The 21,820-nt window shown below is 40.1% G+C and carries 16 protein-coding genes; 6 read left to right on the forward strand and 10 right to left on the reverse strand.

Translation table 11 applies throughout. From position 1 onward, the window contains the following. Positions 1 to 38: 38 nt before the first annotated feature. Positions 39 to 1,403 (forward strand): glutathione-disulfide reductase, encoded by a 1,365-nt coding sequence (gorA, locus tag CXF85_RS17800; protein ID WP_101230281.1) that lies wholly within the window; start codon positions 39 to 41, stop codon positions 1,401 to 1,403. A 108-nt stretch (positions 1,404 to 1,511) separates the two neighbouring features. On the opposite strand, the gene CXF85_RS17805 is transcribed toward gorA, so the two are convergent. Further along, positions 1,512 to 1,952 carry a DUF4399 domain-containing protein gene (locus tag CXF85_RS17805; RefSeq protein ID WP_101229991.1) on the reverse strand — a complete coding sequence of 147 codons (441 nt, stop codon included), beginning with the start codon at positions 1,950 to 1,952 and terminating at the stop codon, positions 1,512 to 1,514. A 152-nt stretch (positions 1,953 to 2,104) separates the two neighbouring features. On the opposite strand from CXF85_RS17805, the gene CXF85_RS22830 reads away from it, so the two are divergent. Beyond that, the gene (locus tag CXF85_RS22830; RefSeq protein WP_157829131.1) at positions 2,105 to 2,260 is read left to right on the forward strand and encodes a hypothetical protein; all 156 of its coding nucleotides are present in this window, start codon (positions 2,105 to 2,107) and stop codon (positions 2,258 to 2,260) included. On the opposite strand, the gene CXF85_RS17810 is transcribed toward CXF85_RS22830, so the two are convergent. After that, a complete protein-coding gene (locus tag CXF85_RS17810) occupies positions 2,257 to 3,033 on the reverse strand; it encodes a hypothetical protein (RefSeq protein ID WP_101229992.1) in 777 nt (258 codons plus the stop codon). The two genes, CXF85_RS22830 and CXF85_RS17810, sit on opposite strands and share 4 nt — an antisense overlap. Positions 3,034 to 3,233: 200 nt before the next feature. Between CXF85_RS17810 and CXF85_RS17815 the strand changes: the two genes are divergently transcribed. The 4 genes from CXF85_RS17815 (at position 3,234) to polA (ending at position 12,010) form a co-directional block, all read left to right on the forward strand. Continuing rightward, positions 3,234 to 3,662 carry a hypothetical protein gene (locus tag CXF85_RS17815; RefSeq protein WP_157829132.1) on the forward strand — a complete coding sequence of 143 codons (429 nt, stop codon included), beginning with the start codon at positions 3,234 to 3,236 and terminating at the stop codon, positions 3,660 to 3,662. Between the two features lie 94 nt (positions 3,663 to 3,756). Continuing rightward, the gene (locus tag CXF85_RS17820) at positions 3,757 to 5,169 is read left to right on the forward strand and encodes an efflux RND transporter periplasmic adaptor subunit (RefSeq protein WP_101229994.1); all 1,413 of its coding nucleotides are present in this window, start codon (positions 3,757 to 3,759) and stop codon (positions 5,167 to 5,169) included. A 17-nt stretch (positions 5,170 to 5,186) separates the two neighbouring features. Further along, positions 5,187 to 8,354 (forward strand): efflux RND transporter permease subunit, encoded by a 3,168-nt coding sequence (locus CXF85_RS17825; protein ID WP_101229995.1) that lies wholly within the window; start codon positions 5,187 to 5,189, stop codon positions 8,352 to 8,354. An 836-nt stretch (positions 8,355 to 9,190) separates the two neighbouring features. Beyond that, positions 9,191 to 12,010: a DNA polymerase I gene (gene polA / locus CXF85_RS17830; RefSeq protein ID WP_101229996.1), complete on the forward strand. Its 2,820-nt coding sequence runs from the start codon at positions 9,191 to 9,193 to the stop codon at positions 12,008 to 12,010. Between the two features lie 118 nt (positions 12,011 to 12,128). Here polA and CXF85_RS17835 read toward each other — a convergent pair whose 3' ends face one another. From CXF85_RS17835 to gmk, 8 genes are all read right to left on the reverse strand, one after another. After that, positions 12,129 to 13,004, reverse strand: a complete 876-nt coding sequence (locus tag CXF85_RS17835; RefSeq protein WP_101230282.1) for a substrate-binding periplasmic protein — start codon at positions 13,002 to 13,004, stop codon at positions 12,129 to 12,131. Between the two features lie 234 nt (positions 13,005 to 13,238). Next, positions 13,239 to 14,615, reverse strand: a complete 1,377-nt coding sequence (locus CXF85_RS17840; RefSeq protein WP_101229997.1) for an SLC13 family permease — start codon at positions 14,613 to 14,615, stop codon at positions 13,239 to 13,241. A gap of 100 nt (positions 14,616 to 14,715) precedes the next feature. Then, on the reverse strand, positions 14,716 to 16,809 hold the full coding sequence (gene recG / locus CXF85_RS17845) for an ATP-dependent DNA helicase RecG (protein WP_101229998.1): 2,094 nt from the start codon (positions 16,807 to 16,809) through the stop codon (positions 14,716 to 14,718). Positions 16,810 to 16,849: 40 nt separating this feature from the next. Continuing rightward, positions 16,850 to 17,557, reverse strand: coding sequence for a tRNA (guanosine(18)-2'-O)-methyltransferase TrmH (trmH, locus tag CXF85_RS17850; RefSeq protein ID WP_101229999.1), 708 nt, complete (start codon positions 17,555 to 17,557; stop codon positions 16,850 to 16,852). A 154-nt stretch (positions 17,558 to 17,711) separates the two neighbouring features. Then, positions 17,712 to 18,104, reverse strand: a complete 393-nt coding sequence (locus CXF85_RS17855) for a RidA family protein (RefSeq protein WP_198555703.1) — start codon at positions 18,102 to 18,104, stop codon at positions 17,712 to 17,714. Positions 18,105 to 18,164: 60 nt separating this feature from the next. Then, the gene (spoT, locus tag CXF85_RS17860) at positions 18,165 to 20,273 is read right to left on the reverse strand and encodes a bifunctional GTP diphosphokinase/guanosine-3',5'-bis pyrophosphate 3'-pyrophosphohydrolase (RefSeq protein ID WP_101230001.1); all 2,109 of its coding nucleotides are present in this window, start codon (positions 20,271 to 20,273) and stop codon (positions 18,165 to 18,167) included. Between the two features lie 482 nt (positions 20,274 to 20,755). Then, positions 20,756 to 21,043, reverse strand: a complete 288-nt coding sequence (rpoZ, locus tag CXF85_RS17865) for a DNA-directed RNA polymerase subunit omega (protein ID WP_101230002.1) — start codon at positions 21,041 to 21,043, stop codon at positions 20,756 to 20,758. 112 nt (positions 21,044 to 21,155) lie between these two features. After that, entirely contained in the window at positions 21,156 to 21,812 is a 657-nt protein-coding gene (gene gmk, locus CXF85_RS17870; protein WP_232771253.1) for a guanylate kinase, read from the reverse strand. Positions 21,813 to 21,820 lie beyond the last annotated feature (8 nt).

Consider the following 21,820-nt stretch of genomic DNA (forward strand, 5'->3'; position numbering starts at 1 on the left):
GCCCACATTCTATTTAACGTTAACTAATGAGTAAAACCATGACACAACATTTTGACTATCTTGCCATTGGCGGTGGTAGTGGCGGTATAGCTTCAGCTAACCGCGCAGCAAAATTAGGTAAAAAAGCAGCCGTTATTGAAGCTAAGTACATAGGTGGTACCTGTGTAAATGTTGGTTGTGTACCTAAAAAAGCGATGTGGTATGCCGGACAGATATCTGATGCCTTAAAATATGCCAATGATTACGGTTTTGGTGATCACTTGACTCAAGGCAAGCCTAAATTTGATTGGGCAAAGTTAGTGGCTAATCGCGAAGCTTATATAGAAAGAATTCATGCTGCCTATCAACGTGGTTTTGATGCCAATGATGTTACTGTTATTAATGGTTTTGCTAAGTTCGTTGATAAAAATACCGTTGAAGTAAACGGGGAATTAATTACGGCAGACCACATTACTATTGCTACCGGTGGACGTCCCGCGTTCCCTAATATTGAAGGGGCAGAACATGGTATCGACTCTGATGGTTTCTTCGCGTTAACTGAACAGCCTAACAGTGTTGCTGTTGTTGGTGCTGGGTATATAGCGGTTGAACTTGCTGGCGTATTTTATGCGCTAGGTAGTGAAACGCATTTGTTAGTACGTAAAGAAAAACCATTACGTGGTTTTGATGACATGTTAAGCGATACCTTGGTAGAGCAAATGGCAAAACACGGGCCAACGTTACATAACCACAGTACACCAGAACGCATTGAAAAATTGAGTGATGGTCGTTTAGTGGTGCATTTAACTAATGGTAAAACTATTGGTCCAGTTAACACCTTAGTTTGGGCAATAGGCCGTGAACCTGCGACTGATAATATTAATATCGAGTCAACAGGGATCGCGTTAGATGAACGTGGTTTTATTCCTACAGATAAATTTCAAAATACTAATGTTGATGGTATTTATGCTGTTGGTGATAATACCGGACGTGCACAATTAACACCTGTCGCAGTAGCCGCAGGGCGTCGCTTATGTGAACGTTTATTTAATAATAAACCGAATGAACATTTAGATTACTCTGGCATTGCCACCGTAGTATTTAGTCATCCGGTTATAGGTACTGTAGGTTTAACCCAAGACGAGGCTATTGCTGAGTACGGTGAAGAAAACATTACGGTTTATAACTCTCAATTTACCGCGTTATATCAAGCGATCACTGATGATTATCGTGACCCTACTCGTATGAAGTTGATTTGTGCCGGCGCTGAAGAAAAAGTGGTGGGTTTACACAGTATCGGTTTTGGCAGCGATGAACTATTACAAGGCTTTGCTGTGGCGATGAAAATGGGCGCCACTAAAGCTGACTTTGATAACACTATTGCTATTCATCCTACTTCAGCAGAAGAGTTCGTTACCTTATAAGTTTGCTGGCTTCAGCTGTTAATAAATAAAACGTTAAATATCAGAGCTACTAACACTAGGTTAGTAGCTCTGATAGCTTAAGTGTCTAATACTTAACTTCCACTCAACTTACTTAACAGTAATCGTTATCTTTTTAGATATAACCGCAGGCTTATGAGGGATGTGATGATGATCGCCCATAATAAGCTGTAAAGTATGCTGGCCTTTAGGTAATGTTAATGTCGTTTGAGTTTGCCCACCACCAAAGTGTTTAACATCACCGCCCATAGGCATATCAAACGCAGGAAGAGCAGCTTTATCAATTAATAAATGATGATGACCGGTATTTTTTTTCTCAATACCTGCTGGTGAAACACCCATGTCTTTTAAACCAAATGTTACTGTAAAAGTACCTTGCACTGTTGCACCATCGGCAGGTGAAATAATGTAAACGTTGGCAGTTGCGGGAGAAGCTGATTGCGGCATACTACTGGCGTTAGCTAAGTCAGATACCAATAGAGCAGGGCTCATCGCTAAAGCTAATAGTGTTACTTGGATAAATTTTTTCATAAGATTACTCGTTAGTGTTGATTAAATAGTTTATTTTATTTTCTGACTAGGGTCTGTTGATCTTTCAGGGTTAAAATTTATTCAATTTAAAACGGTTTTAATCGCGGCGCGAGTTTTGTAACATCGTTATTCTATGTAAAAAACGAGCAACAATGAATAAAGCCGTTTTAAATGAACCCAAAGGGCAGGGTTTGTTTGAAATGTGCTCTGCCTTGCCTACATCTCAAACAAACTGCTGTAAAAGTAATCTCGAAAGCTCAACAGACCCTAAAGTAGCTCAACACATTTTAGCACTCAATAACGATTAAAACTGATAATCAATTTTAAAATTAAATGCGGTATCCGATTGATTATAATTGCCCCAATCTAAATTGGAATAAACAATCTCACCGGCTAAGCCCATGCCAAAAGAAAAACGGTGCTCGATAGCTATATTTGCACCCACCATGTAACCCTTACTTTTAAGTTCTTCGGTTGGGGCGTTAGAAGAAGCTTTATAGCCACTGAGTTGTCCCCACTGATAGAAAGGACCACCATAAATAATATCTCTAGCAGCAAACTTATACCCTACAACCCAGGCAATATCATAAATATTGGTATCATGCTCCCAAACACTCGTGTTAGTTGTGCTGTCGCAAGAAAACTCATCACAACTCCAGTTGTCGTTATAAGTTGAGTATTGCTCACCAGTAGTATTTCGCTCGTAGCCTAAAGTAAATGCTTGTGAAATATTTCCTTTGCTTGATTGCTCAGTATGGGCGCCATAAAATTGATATTTTAGACCAATGTGCGTGGCAGAGTCTTCATCGTTGCGGACAGATATTTCTAAACCTTTAGTTGCAGTGATATTACCACTAGCGAAACCATAAACCTCAGTGCCATCGTAGTGAGAAAGGTTATCCTCAATTGCTAAAGTTGTTCTACCGCCATGGCCGACAGCCAAGTTAACTTTTAAAGGTTCACTGCTTACCTCGGGATTATCAAATCGCGTAGTAGACATGGAAACAGTAACAGGGTTAGAAGAGCAAGCGGATAAAAGTAGACTTAAAGATAGGCTGGTAAATAGCGTGGGGTATTTCATTAATGTCGAATCCTTTTGATATTATGCGAGCAAAGATAACAAATTTATATAACTAGCTCAATAGTTCTCATTCTTGATTTCTAAATAAAGAAGATGTGTGATAACAATGTATATGGTAAAACTGGTGTCAATATTTATACGGTTTTGTTAAACTGCGTTGTTTTTTAGACATTCCTTCTAACTGTTTTGTGAGTTTATTTGTGCGTACTTTTTGCTTTTACATTGTTATTACCTTGATTGCTTTGCAATCGGTTAATGCGATCTCAGCAATTAATGACAGTCATCAAGATTCTCATCAGAGTAGCCAACAGAATTCCCACCTAAGCTCACATCAACAAAATATTGCCCATAGTTACCAAGATTTTCAAGTTAATCATCAAGACAGTGATCACCATAGTGAAGCCGAATTAATAGCTTTTCAGACACAAACGCTTGATGGTCAATCAACACACAGTGATGCTGATCATCCAGATTGTCATTCTAATCATTGCCATCACAGTAACTTGATCTACTTAGATTTGTCTTCACAAGTGCACTTATCTATCACGACTGATAAGCAAGTAATCAATAAAGCTGTATTATTTAACTCTTTACCCGTCAGCCCTGATTCACGCCCTCCCATCGTTTAGTTCTTATTTAATCGGTGTGCGATTAACTTCGCCAATTTTTTAATAAGTTATACCAACTGGTCCATTAATCCATTTGGTCTTAAACGAGATATTTATGAATTTTTCCAAATCATTCAGCTTGCTGGCTGCTGTATTCTTGCCGGTAATTTTTACCCCAATGAGCCTAGCTCAATCCAATATGAGTGATACCCACCAAGACGAAGCTCAGTTACTCAGTTTTACCGCTGAGCAAATGAAAATGGCAGACATCCGAGTTGCCAAATTAACCCCCAAGTATATGGATAAGCGTCTATACGCTCCTGGTGAGGTGCAAGCAAACGGTTATACCAGTTATGTCGTTTCTCCTCGCGTTGAGTCAGTCATTGTTCGTCGCCATGCTATTTTGGGCGAACATGTTGAGAAGGGACAGTCGTTAGTAACCTTATTTAGTGAGGACGTAGCACAAGCTCAAGCGCTGTACCGTATTTCATATGCAGATTGGCAACGCGCTAAAAAAGTAAGCAAAGATGTTATTAGTGAAAGCCAGCTACTGGCTACGGAAACTGATTATATTGCCGCTTATAGTCGATTAAAAGCGTATGGTTTATCAAAAAAAGCCATTGACTTAATTGCTGCAGATAATAGCTCAGCTTTAGGTGAATACACGTTAAAAGCCGAGCGGTCTGGTTCAGTACTGTCTGATGATTTTCAACAGGGTCAAAGAGTTAGTGCTGGAGATTCTATTATGGTGTTAACTGATGAGCATGAGCTTTGGGTTGAAGCTCGGCTTGCTGCCAATAATAGAATGCCGTTAACTAAAGGCACTCAAGCCCAAGTTATCCTCTCAGGTACTGCTGCGGGTGAAGATAACACTTACCAAGCTGAGGTTATTCAACAAGCCCATACTATTGATCCTAAAACTCGTACTCGAATTGTACGTCTGAAAGTGAAAAATACTAATCATCAATTACATCCAGGTTTGTTCGTTGATGTTTATTTCTCTGTGATCACTAAAGAGCCAATACTGGTTGTACCTGAAAGTGCTTTATTACGCGGTAGTGACGGTGATTGGCTCATCTACAGCAAACAAGAAAGTACCAATAAAGATGAAGTGCACAGTGAAGAGGCTATTCATGAGCAAGATGAAATAAGTAGTCATGTTGAAAATGCTCAACATCAGAATAAAGCCAAGCAAAAAGAAGATTCAGCGAAAGAGCATCAACATGATCATAATGAAACCGCTGAGAATACTGAGTTAAATAAGGATATTTTATCCGTAAGCCTTGCTGCTGAAGTTGCGCATGACCATGAAGAAGAACATCAACAAAACCAGCAAGGTCAGACAAACTTTATTGCACAAGAGGTTGAACTAGGTGCTATATATCGGGTTTTTTCTCCAAAAGAACAGCGGTGGTTAAGCTGGCGCGAAGTAAGCGGTGTTGCGGAAAATAGTTATTTTGCCATCACCGGCGCGTTTTTTATTGCATCACAAAGTGCAAAAAGCGGCTTTGATGCGCATAACCACTAATTTTCTGGAGTAATTTCATGTTAAATCGTTTAATTGAATGGGCTATCGGCAATAAATTGTTGGTGGTCATCGCCTTATTTACCCTGATGATTAGCAGTGTCATGGTACTACCTAAACTAAACTTAGATGCTTTTCCCGACGTGACTAATGTTCAGGTTGTTATTAATACCGAAGCACCAGGTTTAGCCGCGGAAGAAGTTGAGCAATTAATCACCTTTCCGATAGAAGCGGTAATGTATGCCTTACCTGATGTTGAGCAAGTACGCTCTATTTCTAAAACAGGCTTATCTGGGATAACCGTTGTTTTTAAAGAAGGCACTGATATTTACTTCGCCCGTCAGTTAGTTTTTGAGCGCTTACAAGCTGCCAAAGAACTGATCCCTCAAGGTATTGGCGCACCTGAAATAGGTCCAAATACCTCTGGGTTAGGGCAAGTTTATCAGTACTTACTCACTACGGAAGAAGGTTATGATATAGACATCATGACACTGCGTAGTTTGAATGACTGGCTAGTTAAGCTGATGTTAATGCCTATTGATGGGGTAACTGAAGTACTGTCATTTGGCGGCGAAGTGAAACAATATCAAGTCAATATTGAGCCTAATAAACTATTAGCCTATCAGCTAAATCAGCAACAAGTGATAGAGGCTATAGAAAACAACAACCAAAATGCGGGTGGTTGGTATTTAAACCGAGGGCAAGAGCAACTTGTTATTCGCGGTATGGGTTGGTTAACATCGGGAGAAAATTCCTTAGAAGAAATAGCGCAAGTACCACTAAAAACAATTGATGGTGTTGTTGTTACCGTAGGTGATGTGGCAACGGTAAGTCTAGGAAGTGAAATTCGTCAAGGAGCGGTGACTATGTCTAGCCGTGATGCAGACGGTAATATTCAAAGTGCAGGGGAAGTGGTTACCGGCATTATCTTAAAGCGTATGGGAGCAAATACCAAGACGACAATTGATGGTATTAACGCTCGAGAAGCAATGATTAATCAGGCTTTACCCGAAGGAGTGAAGTTTGTTGTGCTTTATGATCAAGCCGAGTTAATTACCAAAGCAGTGACCACGGTGACCGATGCACTACTCTTTGCTTTTGTATTGATAATTATAATATTGGCATTATTTTTAATGAATTTATCAGCAACATTTTTAGTGCTGATCTCTATTCCTATTGCTATTGGCTTAGCACTTATGGTGATGACATGGTTGGGCATATCGGCCAACTTAATGTCATTAGGTGGTTTAGCCGTTGCTATTGGCATGTTAGTTGATGGTGCGGTGGTGATGGTTGAAAATATTTTCAAACATCTAGCACTTGCGCAAGACAAAGCTAAACAAAAGTTATCGGCTGAGGAGATACAAAGTACCATAAGCCTAGCGGCACAAGCAGTGGTACGTCCCATCTTCTTTGCTACCGCTATTATACTTGTTGTCTTTATGCCGCTATTTAGCTTTGAAGGTGTTGAAGCTAAGTTATTTCAGCCTATGGCAATTAGTATCATGTTAGCTATGTTGTCAGCGTTGATTGTAGCAATAATTATTGTGCCAGCGTTGGCGAGTATCTTATTTAAGCGCGGAATTAAGGTAAGAGAAAGCATTGTATTAAAGCCCATTACTGCTTTATATCAATATAGTTTAACGAAGGCGCTCATCTGGAAGAAAACAATTGTGACCTTCGCCTTAGTTTTAATGGTGTCAGCAATAGCCCTTGTTCCGCAGTTAGGCACTGAATTTGTTCCTGAACTGGAAGAAGGCACCATTAACTTACGTGTTACTTTAGCTCCGTCAGCAAGCTTAACAACAGCACTAGCGGTTGCCCCAATACTAGAAAAAATATTACTAACATTTCCTGAGGTGACTTATGCACTGAGTCGTGTTGGTCGTCCTGAAATTGGTGGCGATCCTGAGCCTGTAAATAATATTGAAATTTATCTTGGCCTTAAACCCGTTAATGAATGGCAAAGTGCAGGGAATCGAAATGATCTACAAGACAAAATGGCTGAAAAGCTTGAGCAATTTCCTGGTTTACTCTTTAACTTTTCACAACCGATAGCGACACGTGTTGATGAATTACTCTCAGGAGTGAAAGCGCAACTTGCGATAAAGTTATTTGGTAGTGATTTAGTGGTATTGGCGGATAAAGGACAACAAATAGCGCAAGCTGTAAAAGGAGTTACTGGCGCGAAAGATGTTGCTATGGAACAAATTTCTGGTGAAGCACAGCTGGTTATCAAACCTAAACGCAGACAACTGTCTCGTTATGGCTTATCGGTCGCTGACGTGATGAATGTTGTCAGTGATGGTCTTGGTGGGCGTGCAGCGGGACAGATAATTAATGGTAATGAACGTTATGATATTTATGTTCGTCTTGCTAGTGCATTTAGGCAAGATGTTGCAGCAATTAGTGAATTGCGTTTGTTAGCGCCTAACGGTGCTTGGTTACGTTTAGCGGATATTGCTGAAATAGCCGTAGAATCAGGGCCACCGCAAGTACGTCGTGATGATGTACAAAGGCGTGTGGTTATACAAGCGAATGTACAAGGCCGTGATATGGGCAGTGTCGTGGCAGAAATACGACAAGTCATAGCGCAGCAAGTAGAATTACCCGGTGGTTATAGCGTGCAAATTGGCGGGCAATTTGAATCACAACAACGCGCACAACAACGTTTAATGTTGGTAGTGCCGCTGTCATTGGCGTTGATTGCTTTATTACTCTACTTCGCTTTTAACTCGGTTGGGCAAGCTTTGCTTATTCTGCTTAATGTCCCTTTAGCAACTATTGGCGGTATTGTTGCTTTATATGTATCGGGGCAATACTTATCTGTACCCAGCTCTGTAGGTTTTATTACTTTATTTGGTGTCGCCGTACTTAATGGTGTAGTCATGGTTGAAAGTATTAATGCTGAAATAAAGCTAGCGTTGAATAAAGGCGCAACAACAGTCTGTCAGTTAAACAATGCAATCTTCGTGGGTGCATTGGCCCGCTTACGGCCAGTATTGATGACTGCGCTCACATCATTATTAGGGCTGTTACCTATGTTAATATCGACAGGTGTAGGCGCTGAAATACAAAAACCATTGGCAACTGTTATTGTTGGCGGCTTGGTAAGCGCTACCTTGTTAACATTGTTTGTCTTACCGGTACTTTATAGACTATTTTCTAAAAGTAAGTTTGAGCACTAGGAAGGTATATAGCTGTTATCATTCAAGATGCAGTGATTTTGCTCAAGCGCTTCTTTGATGGGTAACGGGTATAAAGGTAAACCAGAGTAGCTAAGCTACTCTGTTTTGAATATACGAATAAACAACGATTGACAGATCAGGTGAATATTAATGACAAACAACTTGTTTGGCATTTTGTATATTATTACAGAGTTCATAACAGGAAGTAGTAGCAAAACCGTAACATTATTATTCTACGAAGAGTTCCGTTGTATGTATACATAGCATGCAGGTGTTTAAGTATACCTTTAACGCATAATAAAGAATCAAACTGACTTCACCACTAAGGCTCGATTGATATAAAGGTATGTTGCTTATATTTTTTAGTAATAAGAACATTATCTTCACTGGTGGATCTGTTGTCAGGTATTGCCCTTACTCGCTTATATTTTTTAGTTATGTAAAAGTGTAAATAATCTGTAAAAAAAGTTTAATAATACACTGGTAATCGCGCCAATTTCTGATAATCTCTCACCTCGATATTTTACTCAGTTGATTTTTTGTACAACTATAAAATAACGTGATAATAAAATTATCCACATATAATAAAAATAAAAACATTGTGTAGTAAAAGACTTTGATCCACTTCTTTTTATCAATGAAACCAACACACTATATTTATAAGGCCAGATTTTCTATTTGAAAATCCCTGGCTGTTTTTCGTACTTGATCACAAGGTTATCCACAAGAGGATCCATGATCCAAGCAATTAAGAACACTGATAAAGTGGAGCCGACTTACGCTTTGTGGCATGCTTAGCCATCTTTAGCTTAATTTAGTCGCTTCGCGTATTTCTTATGACAACTTCTGCAACTTCTCAAGACTCTAATACCACGCAATCCCCCTTAATATTGGTCGATGGTTCATCGTATTTATTTAGGGCATATCATGTGCCTTACTTACAAGCGCTTTCAACCGCAGATGGCCAACCTACGGGAGCTATTACCGGCGTATTAAATATGTTTCGTAGTTTAAAAAAAGACTACCCCAATGGCAATATCATCGCTATTTTTGATGCTAAAGGTAAAACCTTTCGTAATGACATGTTTCCTGAATACAAAGCCAATCGTCCACCTATGCCTGATGATTTACGTACTCAAATTGCACCAATACATGAGATTATTACCGCAATGGGTTTACCGCTTTTAGTTATTCCTGGTGTTGAGGCCGATGATGTTATTGGTACCTTGGCAAAACAAGCTGATGAGCTTGGTATTGAAACCGTTATTTCGACCGGCGATAAAGACATGGCGCAGCTTGTTACTCAGCATGTTCGTTTGATTAATACCATGACCGATGTAGAAATGGATGTTGCCGGCGTTAGTGAAAAATTTGGTGTTCGACCGGATCAGATTATCGACTATCTTGCCTTGATGGGCGATAAAGTTGATAACATTCCTGGCGTTGTTAAGTGTGGTCCCAAAACTGCCGTTAAATGGTTAGCAGAACATGGCACCATGCAGGAAGTTATTGCCAATGCGGATAAAGTAAAAGGCAAGATTGGTGAAAATCTTCGTGATGCATTAGAGCAACTACCATTATCTTATCAATTAGCTACGATTAAATGTGATGTTGAATTAGAACAAACGGCTGGAGAATTAGCGGCTAAAGAACCAGACGTAGACGCATTAGCTGAGCTTTATGAAAAGTTCGAATTAAAACGTTTGTTAGCTGATTTAATTAAAGGTGATAGCGACGTTGGCGCAAGTACTAGCGGCGCAGCTAAAAAGACTAAAAAATCTAAAGCAGGCTCTACCGCTTCGGTAGGCGAACAGGCCGTTGAAATTAAAGCGGTAGACGTTGAAGAGACTCAATACGATATTATTTTAGACAAAGCGCTTTTTGAAGAGTGGCTGAAGAAGTTACAAGCGTGTGAGTCTTTTGCTTTTGATACTGAAACCACCAGTGTTAGTTATATGAAAGCTGAAATAGTCGGTGTATCTTTTGCTATTGAAGTGGGTAAAGCGGCTTATGTGCCATTGACTCATGATTATGAGGGCGCACCTGAGCAACTTGATAAAGCGTGGGTTCTAGCGCAATTAAAACCGTTACTAGAAAGTACAACTATTAAAAAGATTGGTCAGAACCTTAAGTATGACGCTAATGTATTAAATCATTATGATATTGCTTTGCAAGGTATCGATTTTGATACCATGATCGAGTCTTATTGTTATAACAGTGTTGCTACGCGTCATAATATGGATGCATTAGCACTGAAATATCTTGATTATCAAACGGTACATTTTGAAGATGTGGCTGGTAAAGGTGCTAAGCAACTTACTTTCAACCAAATTGACATTGAAAAAGCCGGTCACTATGCAGCGGAAGATGCCGATATCACCTTGCGGTTACATCATGCTATTTTCCCCGCGTTAGCAGAAACGGCTTCGATCTTAAGTGTTTTCAATGAAATAGAGATGCCATTATTACCTGTGCTTGCCCGCATGGAGCAAACCGGTGTATTAATTGATAGTGATATCCTAGCGGAACAAAGCTTTACCCTAGGCCAGCGTTTAGATGAACTGGAAATTGAAGCACATAATTTAGCAGGTAAAAGCTTTAACTTGGCATCTCCGAAGCAATTACAGCAGATTCTGTTTGAAGAATTACAAATCCCGATCATCAAAAAGACGCCAAAAGGTGCACCTTCAACAGCAGAAGAAGTATTACAAGAATTAGCACTTGATTACCCATTACCTAAGGTTATTTTGGAGAATCGAGGACTAAGCAAACTGAAGTCGACTTATACCGACAAGTTACCGTTAATGGTTAGCGATAAAACCGGGCGTTTACACACTTCTTATCATCAAGCAGTGACGGCTACCGGACGTTTATCCTCGACCGATCCAAACTTACAAAATATTCCAATTCGCAGTGAGCAAGGTCGTAAAATTCGCCAAGCCTTTATTGCACCTAAAGATCATAAAATAGTCGCGATAGATTATTCACAAATTGAATTACGCATCATGGCACATTTGTCGAACGATAGCGGCTTAGTAACCGCCTTTAGCGAAGGCAAAGATATCCATCGCGCGACGGCAGCAGAAATTTTTTCCGTTGCACTTGATGAAGTGACTACTGAGCAACGTCGTAGTGCTAAAGCCATTAACTTTGGCTTAATTTACGGTATGTCAGCCTTTGGTTTAGCCAAGCAACTCAATATTGGTCGTCAACAAGCGCAAGAGTACCAGGATAAGTATTTCCAACGTTACCCAGGCGTATTAATGTATATGGAAGATACTCGTCAACAAGCGAGCGAGCAGGGCTATGTTGAAACCTTATATGGTCGTCGATTATATCTACCTGATATCAATGCCAAAAACGGTATGCGTAAAAAAGCGGCCGAGCGTGCTGCAATCAATGCACCTATGCAAGGTACCTCTGCAGATATTATTAAAAAAGCGATGTTAGCGGTGGATGCATGGTTACTTGAGCAAAATGATGACCGTATCAAGATGACTATGCAGGTTCACGATGAACTGATTTTTGAGATTCACCAAGATATCGTTGAAGAAGCCACAGCGAAATTAGTAACCTTGATGAATGATGCCGTTGAACTGAATGTGCCATTAATTGCAGAATCAGGTATTGGTGATAACTGGGATGAAGCGCATTAAACTATAAGTTATTTACTGTAGTTATCGCTTGATGAATTAATAAAAAGGCAGTTACTTAGGTAACTGCCTTTTTATTTGTATTAGCCATTATATTAAGTTATTGACCACTTAACGAGGATTAAAAGTCTAAAGTGCAGCCACTGCCAACGTCGATAAATCTATTCGTTTCACCACTTTGTTGAAACTCTAATAGCGCTAAATTTATATCATCAAGCAGTTGATGACGTTGAGGATAGCTATTGCTGATCGCATAATATAAATGATTGTATTTTAAAGCAGGTTTAATTTTTTCAATGCTGTTGAGCAGTGCTTGTTTGTTACGATTTGATAAGTTGGAGTAATTAACGCTGTAGGTGAATACACTCGGGTCACCAATGATTAAATCGACTCTTTTAGCGACAAGTAATTTTACTAATTGCAATTCATCTACCGCTTCAACAACGGCGAATTGTTTTGCATCCATCATGGCATCAAACTCAGGGGTATTTTGATAACCTCGAACAACACCAATGATCTTACCTTTTAAATTACCTAAATCTGCTTGTAAATCAAATGCGTAACCTTTGCGTTTTAGTAAGGATAAATCGCCACCAGCAAATTTATTTGAAAGGGCTAATAGTTCTCGACGTTTTTTGCCTAATACTGCGTCTGAGGGAGCTGAACTTTCAATAAAGTATTCGGGAAAGAGTATGTCCATTTTCCCCTGCTCTACCAACATAACTGACCTTGCCCAAGGGTAAAAATGAATATTTACTTGGTAACCTTTACTGGCTAATATAGCGACGGTAAATTGAAAAACCCAGCCTTTATTACAGACATCTTCACTAATATAAGGCGGCCAGTTTAATGTTGCTAAGTTAATGACTTTGTTAGAATCTTCATTAAAACGATAACCATTAGGCGTTTTTATTCCTTGAACAGTCTGTTGTTTCTCATTGGAGTAATAACTCACGTTTAAGTGAGCGTTTGACTCTTCAGCTTGTGCTGTTGTCATCAAGCTGAAATAGGAAACTAAAAAAATAAGTAAAGTAATGCCTTGTATGGCACTGAAAGCCAAACCGAATGCACTAGTAAGTGTATTCGGTGGAACTGTAGAAGAGTTTTGATTTTTTTTGGCTGAAAAATTGAGCAACATTAACTAATACTCCATCACTTAAGGGGTGCTAACGCTAACTTTAAGTGTAGTTGTTCATCGTCAATATTTCATGGGCAATACTCTTGTTGTTTGTTAATACAATAAGAGGAAAGTGACTGCCGCAACAACGCAGGAAACTACAAAGCTTAATAGTGCGCCTTCTAGAACCATATCTCTAATTTCTATTTCCCCAGTACCGTAAGCAATTGCATTAGGCGCTGTTGCTACGGGTAGCATAAAGGCGCAACTGGCGGCCATAGCAGCGGGGATCATGAATATAGCAGGGTCAACGCCCATACTAGTACCAACAACGGCGAGAATTGGCATTAACAGCGTTGCAGTCGCGGTATTACTGGTGATTTCAGTTAAGTAAGTTACTACTAGGCAAAGCGTTAATACCATAGCGATCATAGGTAGGTTAGCCAGTGATGATAACCATTCGCCCAACATACTGCTTAGCCCCGATGCGGCGAAGCCTTTAGCTAGCGCGATACCACCGGCAAAAAGTAATAACATGCCCCAAGGGATTTCTTTAGCGGAATTCCAGTCAAGAATTCGACCGCCTTTGCCATTAGGTGTCATAAACATGATTACGACCGCAGCCAGTGCGACGGTACTATCACCCGCGATAGGTGTATTAAACAACTCACTCCAACCGCCAAAAGGTGCGCCGCGTGTGATCCATGCAAGCGCCGTTATGCCAAATATAATTAACGTACGTTTTTCTTCACTGCGCCATTTTGGCAAAGTCGGTAATTGAATTTTTTCATCTAAGGTAACAGAGCGTGTTAGCCACAGCGCCATTAATGGAATGGAAATAAGTACTACCGGTACGCCAATTTTCATCCACTCGAGAAAACCAAATTCTCTACCCGTGCTTTCTTCGTAAATTCCCATAAAGATGACGTTAGGTGGTGTTCCAATTGGGGTACCAATACCACCGACAGATGCTGAATAGGCAATGCCTAGTATTAAGGCAACTTTAAGTTTTCTATTATTTACATGGCTTAAAATAGCTAAGGCAATAGGCAGCATTATCAAAGTCGATGCGGTGTTTGAAATCCACATACTTAAAATAGCGGTTGCCAACATAAAGCCAAACACTAAACGTCGACCACTTGAAACACCCACAAGGCGTACCATGTAAACAGCCATGCGTTCATGAGCACCACTTTTGACTAATGCCGTTGAGAGCATAAAGGCGCCCATCAATAATAAGATGACATGACTACCTAATGAAGAGGCGACTGTTTTGTGATCGACAATACCGAATAAGGGTAGTAAAGCAAAAGGAACGAGTGAGGTTGCGGGAATAGGAATAGCTTCGCTAACCCACCATATAACGGTGAGCAGGGTTATTGCTGCGGCGATGGCGGGTTTATCCGCTAAGCCAAATTGGCTCAGTAAAAAATAAAAGCTAAAGGCTAAAATAGGGCCTAAAAGGATAAAGTGTTGTCGGGTTATTTTCATGATGTTGCAAACTCTGTTGTTAGTAGCACGCTTTTTGCGTTGCTTTTATTATTTTTGGTATTGCTTGTTCTTGCTTTATTTTTCTCATTAAATGCCGTTTTTAAGCGTTGGAGTAACGTTCTTTATTGCCTAACCAACGCTGAATTAATGCTTGCGCACTTTCAGGGTGCTGACGTGATAATAAATACGCCTTTTGTTTTATCTCAGGAATTAAATAGCCATCACGTAAAAGATCAGCAATTTTAAGGTCAGCTAAACCGGTTTGTCTGGTACCAAGCAACTCACCAGGTCCTCGAATCTCTAAATCCTTTTCAGCAATAACAAAACCATCATTACTTTCTCGTAATACAGCTAAACGTTTGGTGGCAGTTTTTGACAGTGGCGCTTTATACAATAACACGCAAAATGAGGCGACAGAACCACGGCCAACACGGCCACGTAATTGGTGAAGTTGCGCTAAACCTAAGCGCTCAGGGTTCTCTATAACCATCAAACTAGCGTTAGGTACATCAACGCCCACTTCAATCACAGTAGTGGCAATCAGTAAGTGCAAATCGCCAGATTTAAAGGCATCCATCACGGCTTGTTTTTCAACTGCCTTCATCCGCCCATGCACTAAGCCGATATTTAATTCAGGTAATTGTTCTTTTAATAAAATAGCGGCGTCTTCTGCCGCTTGGCATTGTAGTACTTCAGATTCTTCAATTAAAGTACACACCCAATACGCTTGCCTGCCGTCATTAACACAGCCCTTGCGGATGCGTTCAATAACATCTCCACGGCGTAGGTCAGGTAAAGCGACAGTATTGATTGGCGTACGACCCGGTGGCAGTTCATCAATAATTGAGGAATCTAAGTCGGCATAAGCGGTCATCGATAAGGTACGCGGAATAGGTGTTGCCGTCATGATCAATTGATGAGGGTATTTATTATCGAACACGCCCTTTTCACGTAAAGTTAGCCGTTGATGAACACCAAATTTGTGCTGCTCATCAATGATCACTAAGACCATATTTTTAAAGACAACGTCGGCTTGAAACAGCGCGTGTGTGCCAATAACCATTTGCATTTCGCCACTGGCTATCTGTTCTAGGGCGAGTCTTTTGGCTTTTACTTTGGTTTTCCCCGCTAACCAACCAACGCTAATATCAAGCTCTGTAAACCAGTTAGCAAAATTAATGGCGTGTTGTTCTGCCAATATCTCAGTAGGGGCCATTAATGCGACTTGATAACCCTCACTAATAGCCGTTAATGCGGCTAGGGCGGCTACTAAGGTTTTTCCTGAGCCTACATCACCTTGCACTAAACGCATCATGGGTTGAGTCTTGGCTAAGTCCGCTTTTATTTCTGCAACAACGCGAGTTTGTGCATTGGTTGGCGTAAAAGGTAATGCGTTAAGGAATTTTTCACTCACTCTATCATCACCAACAAGTGGTAGTGCATCATGAATATCACTACTTTGTCTGAGCTTAAGCATACTCAAATTATGAGCAAGTAATTCTTCTTTGATTAATCGTTGCTGAGCAGGGTGATGACCTTGCTCTAATTGCTCTACAGAAACCTCTGGTGGCGGACGATGTATAATCGTTAAGGCTTCACTGAGGGAGTATTGCTCAGTAAAAATATTCGCGGGTAATAACTCTTCTACTTGCCCTCGCTGTAATCGAAGCAATGCTTGTTCGGTTAAGCTACGTAGCGAAATTTGTCTGAGGCCATCAGTACTGGGATAAACAGGCGTTAGGGTTTCTTCTGCGGAGGTTAATTCTCTATCGTCATCAAGGGACTTATATTCAGGATGAACGATTTGATAGCTACGTGGACCACGCTTTACTTCGCCATAACAACGAATCGTTTTACCAATAGCTAGGCTATTTTTTTGACTCGCGGAAAAGCTGAAAAAGCACAGTTGAATACTCCCTGTGCCATCATGCAGGGTAACCACAAGCATGCGACGTTTACCGTGTGTTATCTGGCTATCGGTAATTTCGCCAATAATATTGGTGGAGGTGCCGACTAATAAATCACGTACTGTGGTGACACGGGTTTTATCTTCATAACGCAGCGGTAAATGAAAAAGCATGTCTTGCACTGACAGCAAGCCAATTTTTTCTAGTTTTTCCGATAAACTAGGCCCGACACCTTTGAGTGTACTTAGGGGGACTTGTGATAATCGGCTTAGTGCTTCCAGTGCCATAGTTAACCTCAGCTCGGCTTAAAACTTATTATCGGTAGAACTAGTCATCGATATGTTGCCAAGCTTTTTTGTTCATTTGCATCTTTTGCCACCATTTTTCATCTGCGACAATTTGACCTTCTTCATCGATCTCAGGGTAAGGTAAACCTTTACGCTGACAAGCATCGGCAAAGATAGGATGGCCACCTTCAAATAAAGTACGTTGACGGCGTTCATTGCTTAAAAGAGGTTTATCATACATTCCAGCAGCTTCACGCTGGCGTTGTGCTTCGTATAAAACAACTGAGCAAGCAACAGAAACATTTAATGATTGCACCATGCCAACCATAGGAATAACAATATGGTGATCAGCTAGTTCAAGCGCTTCTTTTGAAGTACCAAACTTCTCTTGGCCTAAAATAATGGCGGTAGGTTTAGTGTAATCAATTTCGGTAAAGTTAACCGCAGTATCAGACAGGTTAGTAACCAATACCTGCATGCCCTGTGCTTTTAACGCAGCAATGGCATCGGCTGTTTTATGGTAATTATGGACATCAATCCAATTTTGGCTACCCGCGGCACTTCCACCACGTACTTCCGCCTCTTCACTCTTCCATACCGCATGAACATCACTAATACCAATAGCATCACAAGTACGTACTACGGCAGCTAAGTTATGAGATTTGTGTAAGCCTTCCATGCAAACCGTTAAATCAGGTTGGCGTTTATCTAACATGGTATTAATGCGTGCTAATCTTTCAGGAGTCATTTTTGTTAATTCTATAAAAGTAAAAGTTTAATATGTTAAATGAATAATATTTAGGCAAAGCCGTCAAGCAGTGAGTTCATGGAGCTTATGCCTATAAGTGACTTGAACGAACTGCGTAGACAATGCCGAATAAATTTTTTTCATGACACATATTTTAGTTAACGCTAGGAAGTTCCATGATACCGTCAATTTCAATGGCCACATCTTTCGGCAATCTAGAAACCTGTACCGCAGCTCTTGCTGGGTATGGTTGACTAAAGTAGCGGCTCATAATTTCGTTAACCGTAGCAAAGTTGCTTAAATCAGTTAAGAAAATATTCACTTTAACCATATCGTTAATTTCGCCACCAGCCGCTTCACATACTGCTACGATGTTTTTAAATACTTGCTCTGCTTGCTCAGCAAAGCCACCTTCAATTACCGTCATTGTTTCAGCAACCAATGGGATTTGGCCTGATAAATAAACTGTATTGTTTACTTTCACTGCTTGGCTGTATGTACCAATGGCGCTAGGTGCTTTGTCTGTACTGATAATGCTTTTCATAATATTTCCTTTGATTTAATTTGTTACCGCGTTGTAGAGCTCGGGAATAAATTCCCTCCTACTTTATTTATTTCGAATGACGCGTTGAACATCAATCATCACTTTAATTTTACGAATAATGTCAGCTAAATGAATACGGTCTCGACAGGTTATTTCCATATCTATTACGTATAAACCAGCTTCTTTTTCACCGGAATTTAAGTTGTGAACATTAGAGCCACATCTTGCTACTACATTGGTTAGTAACGCTAATGCACCTTGGTGATTAACAATTTCTACGCGTAATTTAGCAATAAACTCTTTATCGATATCCGTGTCCCATTTTACTGGGAATAAGCTACCTTGATCGTGGCCTTTAATATTACGACAACCTTGCTGATGCACCATTAAACCTTTACCTGGGCTTAAGTAAGCTAAAATAGCATCGCCAGGAATAGGACGACAACATTTACCGTAGCTGACTAACATGCCTTCGGTACCTTTTATCGGCATTTTGGTCTTAGTACCCGTGGTGATTAAGTCGCTATCTTCGGTAAAACCATCAGTAAGTTGTCTCGCGATACCTATACTCAGGGCATTACCTAAACCTATGTTGGTCAATAACTCTTCAAAGGTATCATTACCACTTTGTTGAACGACTTCATCAATTTTTTCTTGTGATAAATCTTCAAGTTTGGTTTTACCCAGGGCGTGACTTAATAAACGAATACCTAAAGCATGGGACTCATCTTTTTCACAACTTCTTAGGTAAGTTCTAATTTGTAAACGCGCTTTAGCGGTTACGACAAAGTTTAACCAGGTTGCATTCGGTCTCGCTGCCGCTGAAGTAATCACTTCAATGGTTTGTCCTGAATCGATAGGTTGACTCATAGGGTAAGGCTTGCGATCTACCTTAACGCCAACACAAGAGTTACCGACATCGGTGTGCACAGCATAAGCAAAATCGATTGCGGTTGCGCCCATTGGTAGCTCAATAATACGACCGTCAGGGGTAAAGACATAAATTTCTTCAGGAAATAGATCAGACTTAACGTTTTCAATAAACTCAAAAGAGCTACCAGCGCTTTGTTGAAGCTCTAATAAACTTTGCATCCAACGACGGGCTTTCATCTGCGCTGTTGTACCCGTGTTGCTACCGTCTTGTTTGTATAACCAATGAGCCGCAACACCCTTATCGGCCATTTGATCCATATCCTGGGTACGAATTTGAATTTCTACTGGAATGCCGTGAGGACCAATTAACGAGGTATGCAGCGATTGATAACCGTTAGTTTTAGGGATGGCGATGTAATCTTTAAAACGTGTCTCAATCGGTTTGAATAAATTGTGCATAGCACCTAAAGCGCGATAACAGTTGTCAATTTTTTCAGTAACAATGACGCGGAAGGCATAAATATCCATCACTTCATTGAACATTAATTCTTTATTTAGCATTTTACGGTAAATAGAATAAAGGTGTTTTTCTCTACCGATAATTTGCGCATCAATACCGCTTTCTTGTAGACGTGAAGCAATTTCTTTTTCAATGTTATCAATAATAGCTTTACGGTTACCGCGAGCACTTTTTACCGCTGATTTTAAAGCGCGTGATCTCATAGGATAAAGCGCTTCAAAGCCTAAGCGTTCTAATTCATTTTTTATATCATGAATACCTAAGCGGTTTGCTATTGGTGCATAAATCTCTAAGGTTTCTCTGGCAATACGACGACGTTTATCTGGTCGTAAAGAACCAAGAGTACGCATATTATGAGTACGATCGGCAAGTTTGATTAAAATGACACGGATATCTTGCACCATGGCAAGTACCATTTTACGGAAGTTTTCCGCTTGCATCTCTTCTTTGTTATCAAACTTAAGCTTATCGAGTTTACTAACGCCTTCAACAAGTTCAGCTACAGTGTGACCAAAAAGCTCAGCTAATTGATCTTTAGTAACTTCAGTGTCTTCAATAACATCGTGTAATAAAGCTGCCATGAGAGTTTCATGATCTAAATGCATTTGCGCTAAATTAATCGCTACGGCAACAGGATGAGTTATATAAGGATCACCACTAGAACGCATTTGGCCATCATGGGCATCACGCGCAACAATATAAGCGTGCTTTAACAAATCAATTTGTACTTTTGATAGGTAAGTAGAGCTAAGTTCTTTTAAAGGTTCAAATAGGTACACCTAATACTCCAAATTGAGGGGGAAAGTGGGGGTAATTCGAGTATATACCCTAGTTAATACTCATGTTACCTCGAAATGTACGGTTCAGCGAGCATTAAAAGGCATAAAGGCAAGGCATTGATTGAAGAGAATGGTTATTCCCTTCTCCAAATTAATAACGCAGTATTTATGCCTTATAAACTCGCCTTCTAGGGATTTCTGAGCAAATAATGCTCAGCGTTGTATCTTTTTTTAAGGGAGTACCATTAATAAAAAAATTCGCCTTGATCATGAATTGCTCAAAAATCCTGAAACGTATATTTTGAAGTATCATGAGTATAAGCAGCATACGCGGCAATACGCTCTGTTTACAAGAGAAAAATAAAGCTAACTAATAAAAAGACCATAAAAAAACGCGTAACCTATTTTCTGACAAAAGCAGAACGAGGTACGCGTTTTTAAGGGCTTAAAACTAATCAATCTATAAATAGAAAGAATTAACTCTAGCTAAAATCTTCTTGTTGACCACCAACAATCGCTGCAACAGCATCTAATTCAGCAGTATCTTGCTGGATTTGTTGTGCACGATCAGAAGTGTTCATAATGTCTGTAGTAATTAAGCCTGCTTCGATTTCACGCAAAGCGATTACCGTTGGTTTGTCGTTTTCGACTTCTACCAATGGATCTTTACCGCCAGTTGCAATTTGACGAGCACGACGTGATGCAACTAGCACCAAATCAAAACGATTACCGACTTTTTCTACGGCATCTTCAACAGTTACGCGAGCCATCTGGGCACTCCAACTAATAAACCAACTTACAAAATAGCTGCGTAGTTTACTGGGCACTCACTAATTAAGCAAGTAATAGCCACGCAACAGAGGATATTTATTCTTTTATTACTTATTCAGCAGACTGAGTTACTTCATTATTTAATAAATTGTTAAATAATTCTTGCTGAGCAATGCTTTGCTGGCGACATTTAAGGCGCTGGTTATTTACCACAATTGTTAGATCAAGCAAAGCTTGGTCGAAATTGTCGTTAACTATAACGTAATCAAATTCATTATAGTGAGAACATTCAGCTTGCGCTTGTTCCATGCGACTGGCGATCACTTCTTCACTGTCTTGACCTCGACCTCTTAGACGACTTTCTAATTCTTCTTTAGAAGGAGGGCTAATGAATATAGTGGTCACACTCGGTTTTTTCATGCGAACTTGTTGTGCGCCTTGCCAATCAATATCAAGGAATACATCAACACCTCGAGCAAGCTGCTCGTCTATGGCAGCTTCAGAAGTGCCGTAATAGTTGCCAAATACTTCGGCATATTCATAAAAGGCATTTTTTTCTATTTGTTTTTTAAACTCAGTAACACTAACAAAGTGATAATGTTCACCATTATTTTCGCCAGGACGGGCATCACGGGTAGTATGAGAAACAGATACCTGCATAGCTCTAGAGGATGCTTGATTATCTTGCTTTAACAATGCATTGATAAGGCTGGATTTCCCTGCACCACTTGGTGCAGAAAGAATAAATAAATTACCGGGAACGATCACAGGGTTTT

This window comes from Colwellia sp. 75C3, from assembly GCF_002836255.1.
Lineage (GTDB): Bacteria > Pseudomonadota > Gammaproteobacteria > Enterobacterales > Alteromonadaceae > Colwellia.

Coding starts and splice junctions, on each gene's coding strand:
- gorA (WP_101230281.1), top strand. CDS start 39: ATGACACAACATTTTGACTATCTTGCCATTGGCGGTGGTAGTGGCGGT.
- CXF85_RS17805 (WP_101229991.1), bottom strand. CDS start 1,952: ATGAAAAAATTTATCCAAGTAACACTATTAGCTTTAGCGATGAGCCCT.
- CXF85_RS22830 (WP_157829131.1), top strand. CDS start 2,105: ATGAATAAAGCCGTTTTAAATGAACCCAAAGGGCAGGGTTTGTTTGAA.
- CXF85_RS17810 (WP_101229992.1), bottom strand. CDS start 3,033: ATGAAATACCCCACGCTATTTACCAGCCTATCTTTAAGTCTACTTTTA.
- CXF85_RS17820 (WP_101229994.1), top strand. CDS start 3,757: ATGAATTTTTCCAAATCATTCAGCTTGCTGGCTGCTGTATTCTTGCCG.
- CXF85_RS17825 (WP_101229995.1), top strand. CDS start 5,187: ATGTTAAATCGTTTAATTGAATGGGCTATCGGCAATAAATTGTTGGTG.
- polA (WP_101229996.1), top strand. CDS start 9,191: ATGACAACTTCTGCAACTTCTCAAGACTCTAATACCACGCAATCCCCC.
- CXF85_RS17835 (WP_101230282.1), bottom strand. CDS start 13,004: ATGACAACAGCACAAGCTGAAGAGTCAAACGCTCACTTAAACGTGAGT.
- CXF85_RS17840 (WP_101229997.1), bottom strand. CDS start 14,615: ATGAAAATAACCCGACAACACTTTATCCTTTTAGGCCCTATTTTAGCC.
- recG (WP_101229998.1), bottom strand. CDS start 16,809: ATGGCACTGGAAGCACTAAGCCGATTATCACAAGTCCCCCTAAGTACA.
- trmH (WP_101229999.1), bottom strand. CDS start 17,557: ATGACTCCTGAAAGATTAGCACGCATTAATACCATGTTAGATAAACGC.
- rpoZ (WP_101230002.1), bottom strand. CDS start 21,043: ATGGCTCGCGTAACTGTTGAAGATGCCGTAGAAAAAGTCGGTAATCGT.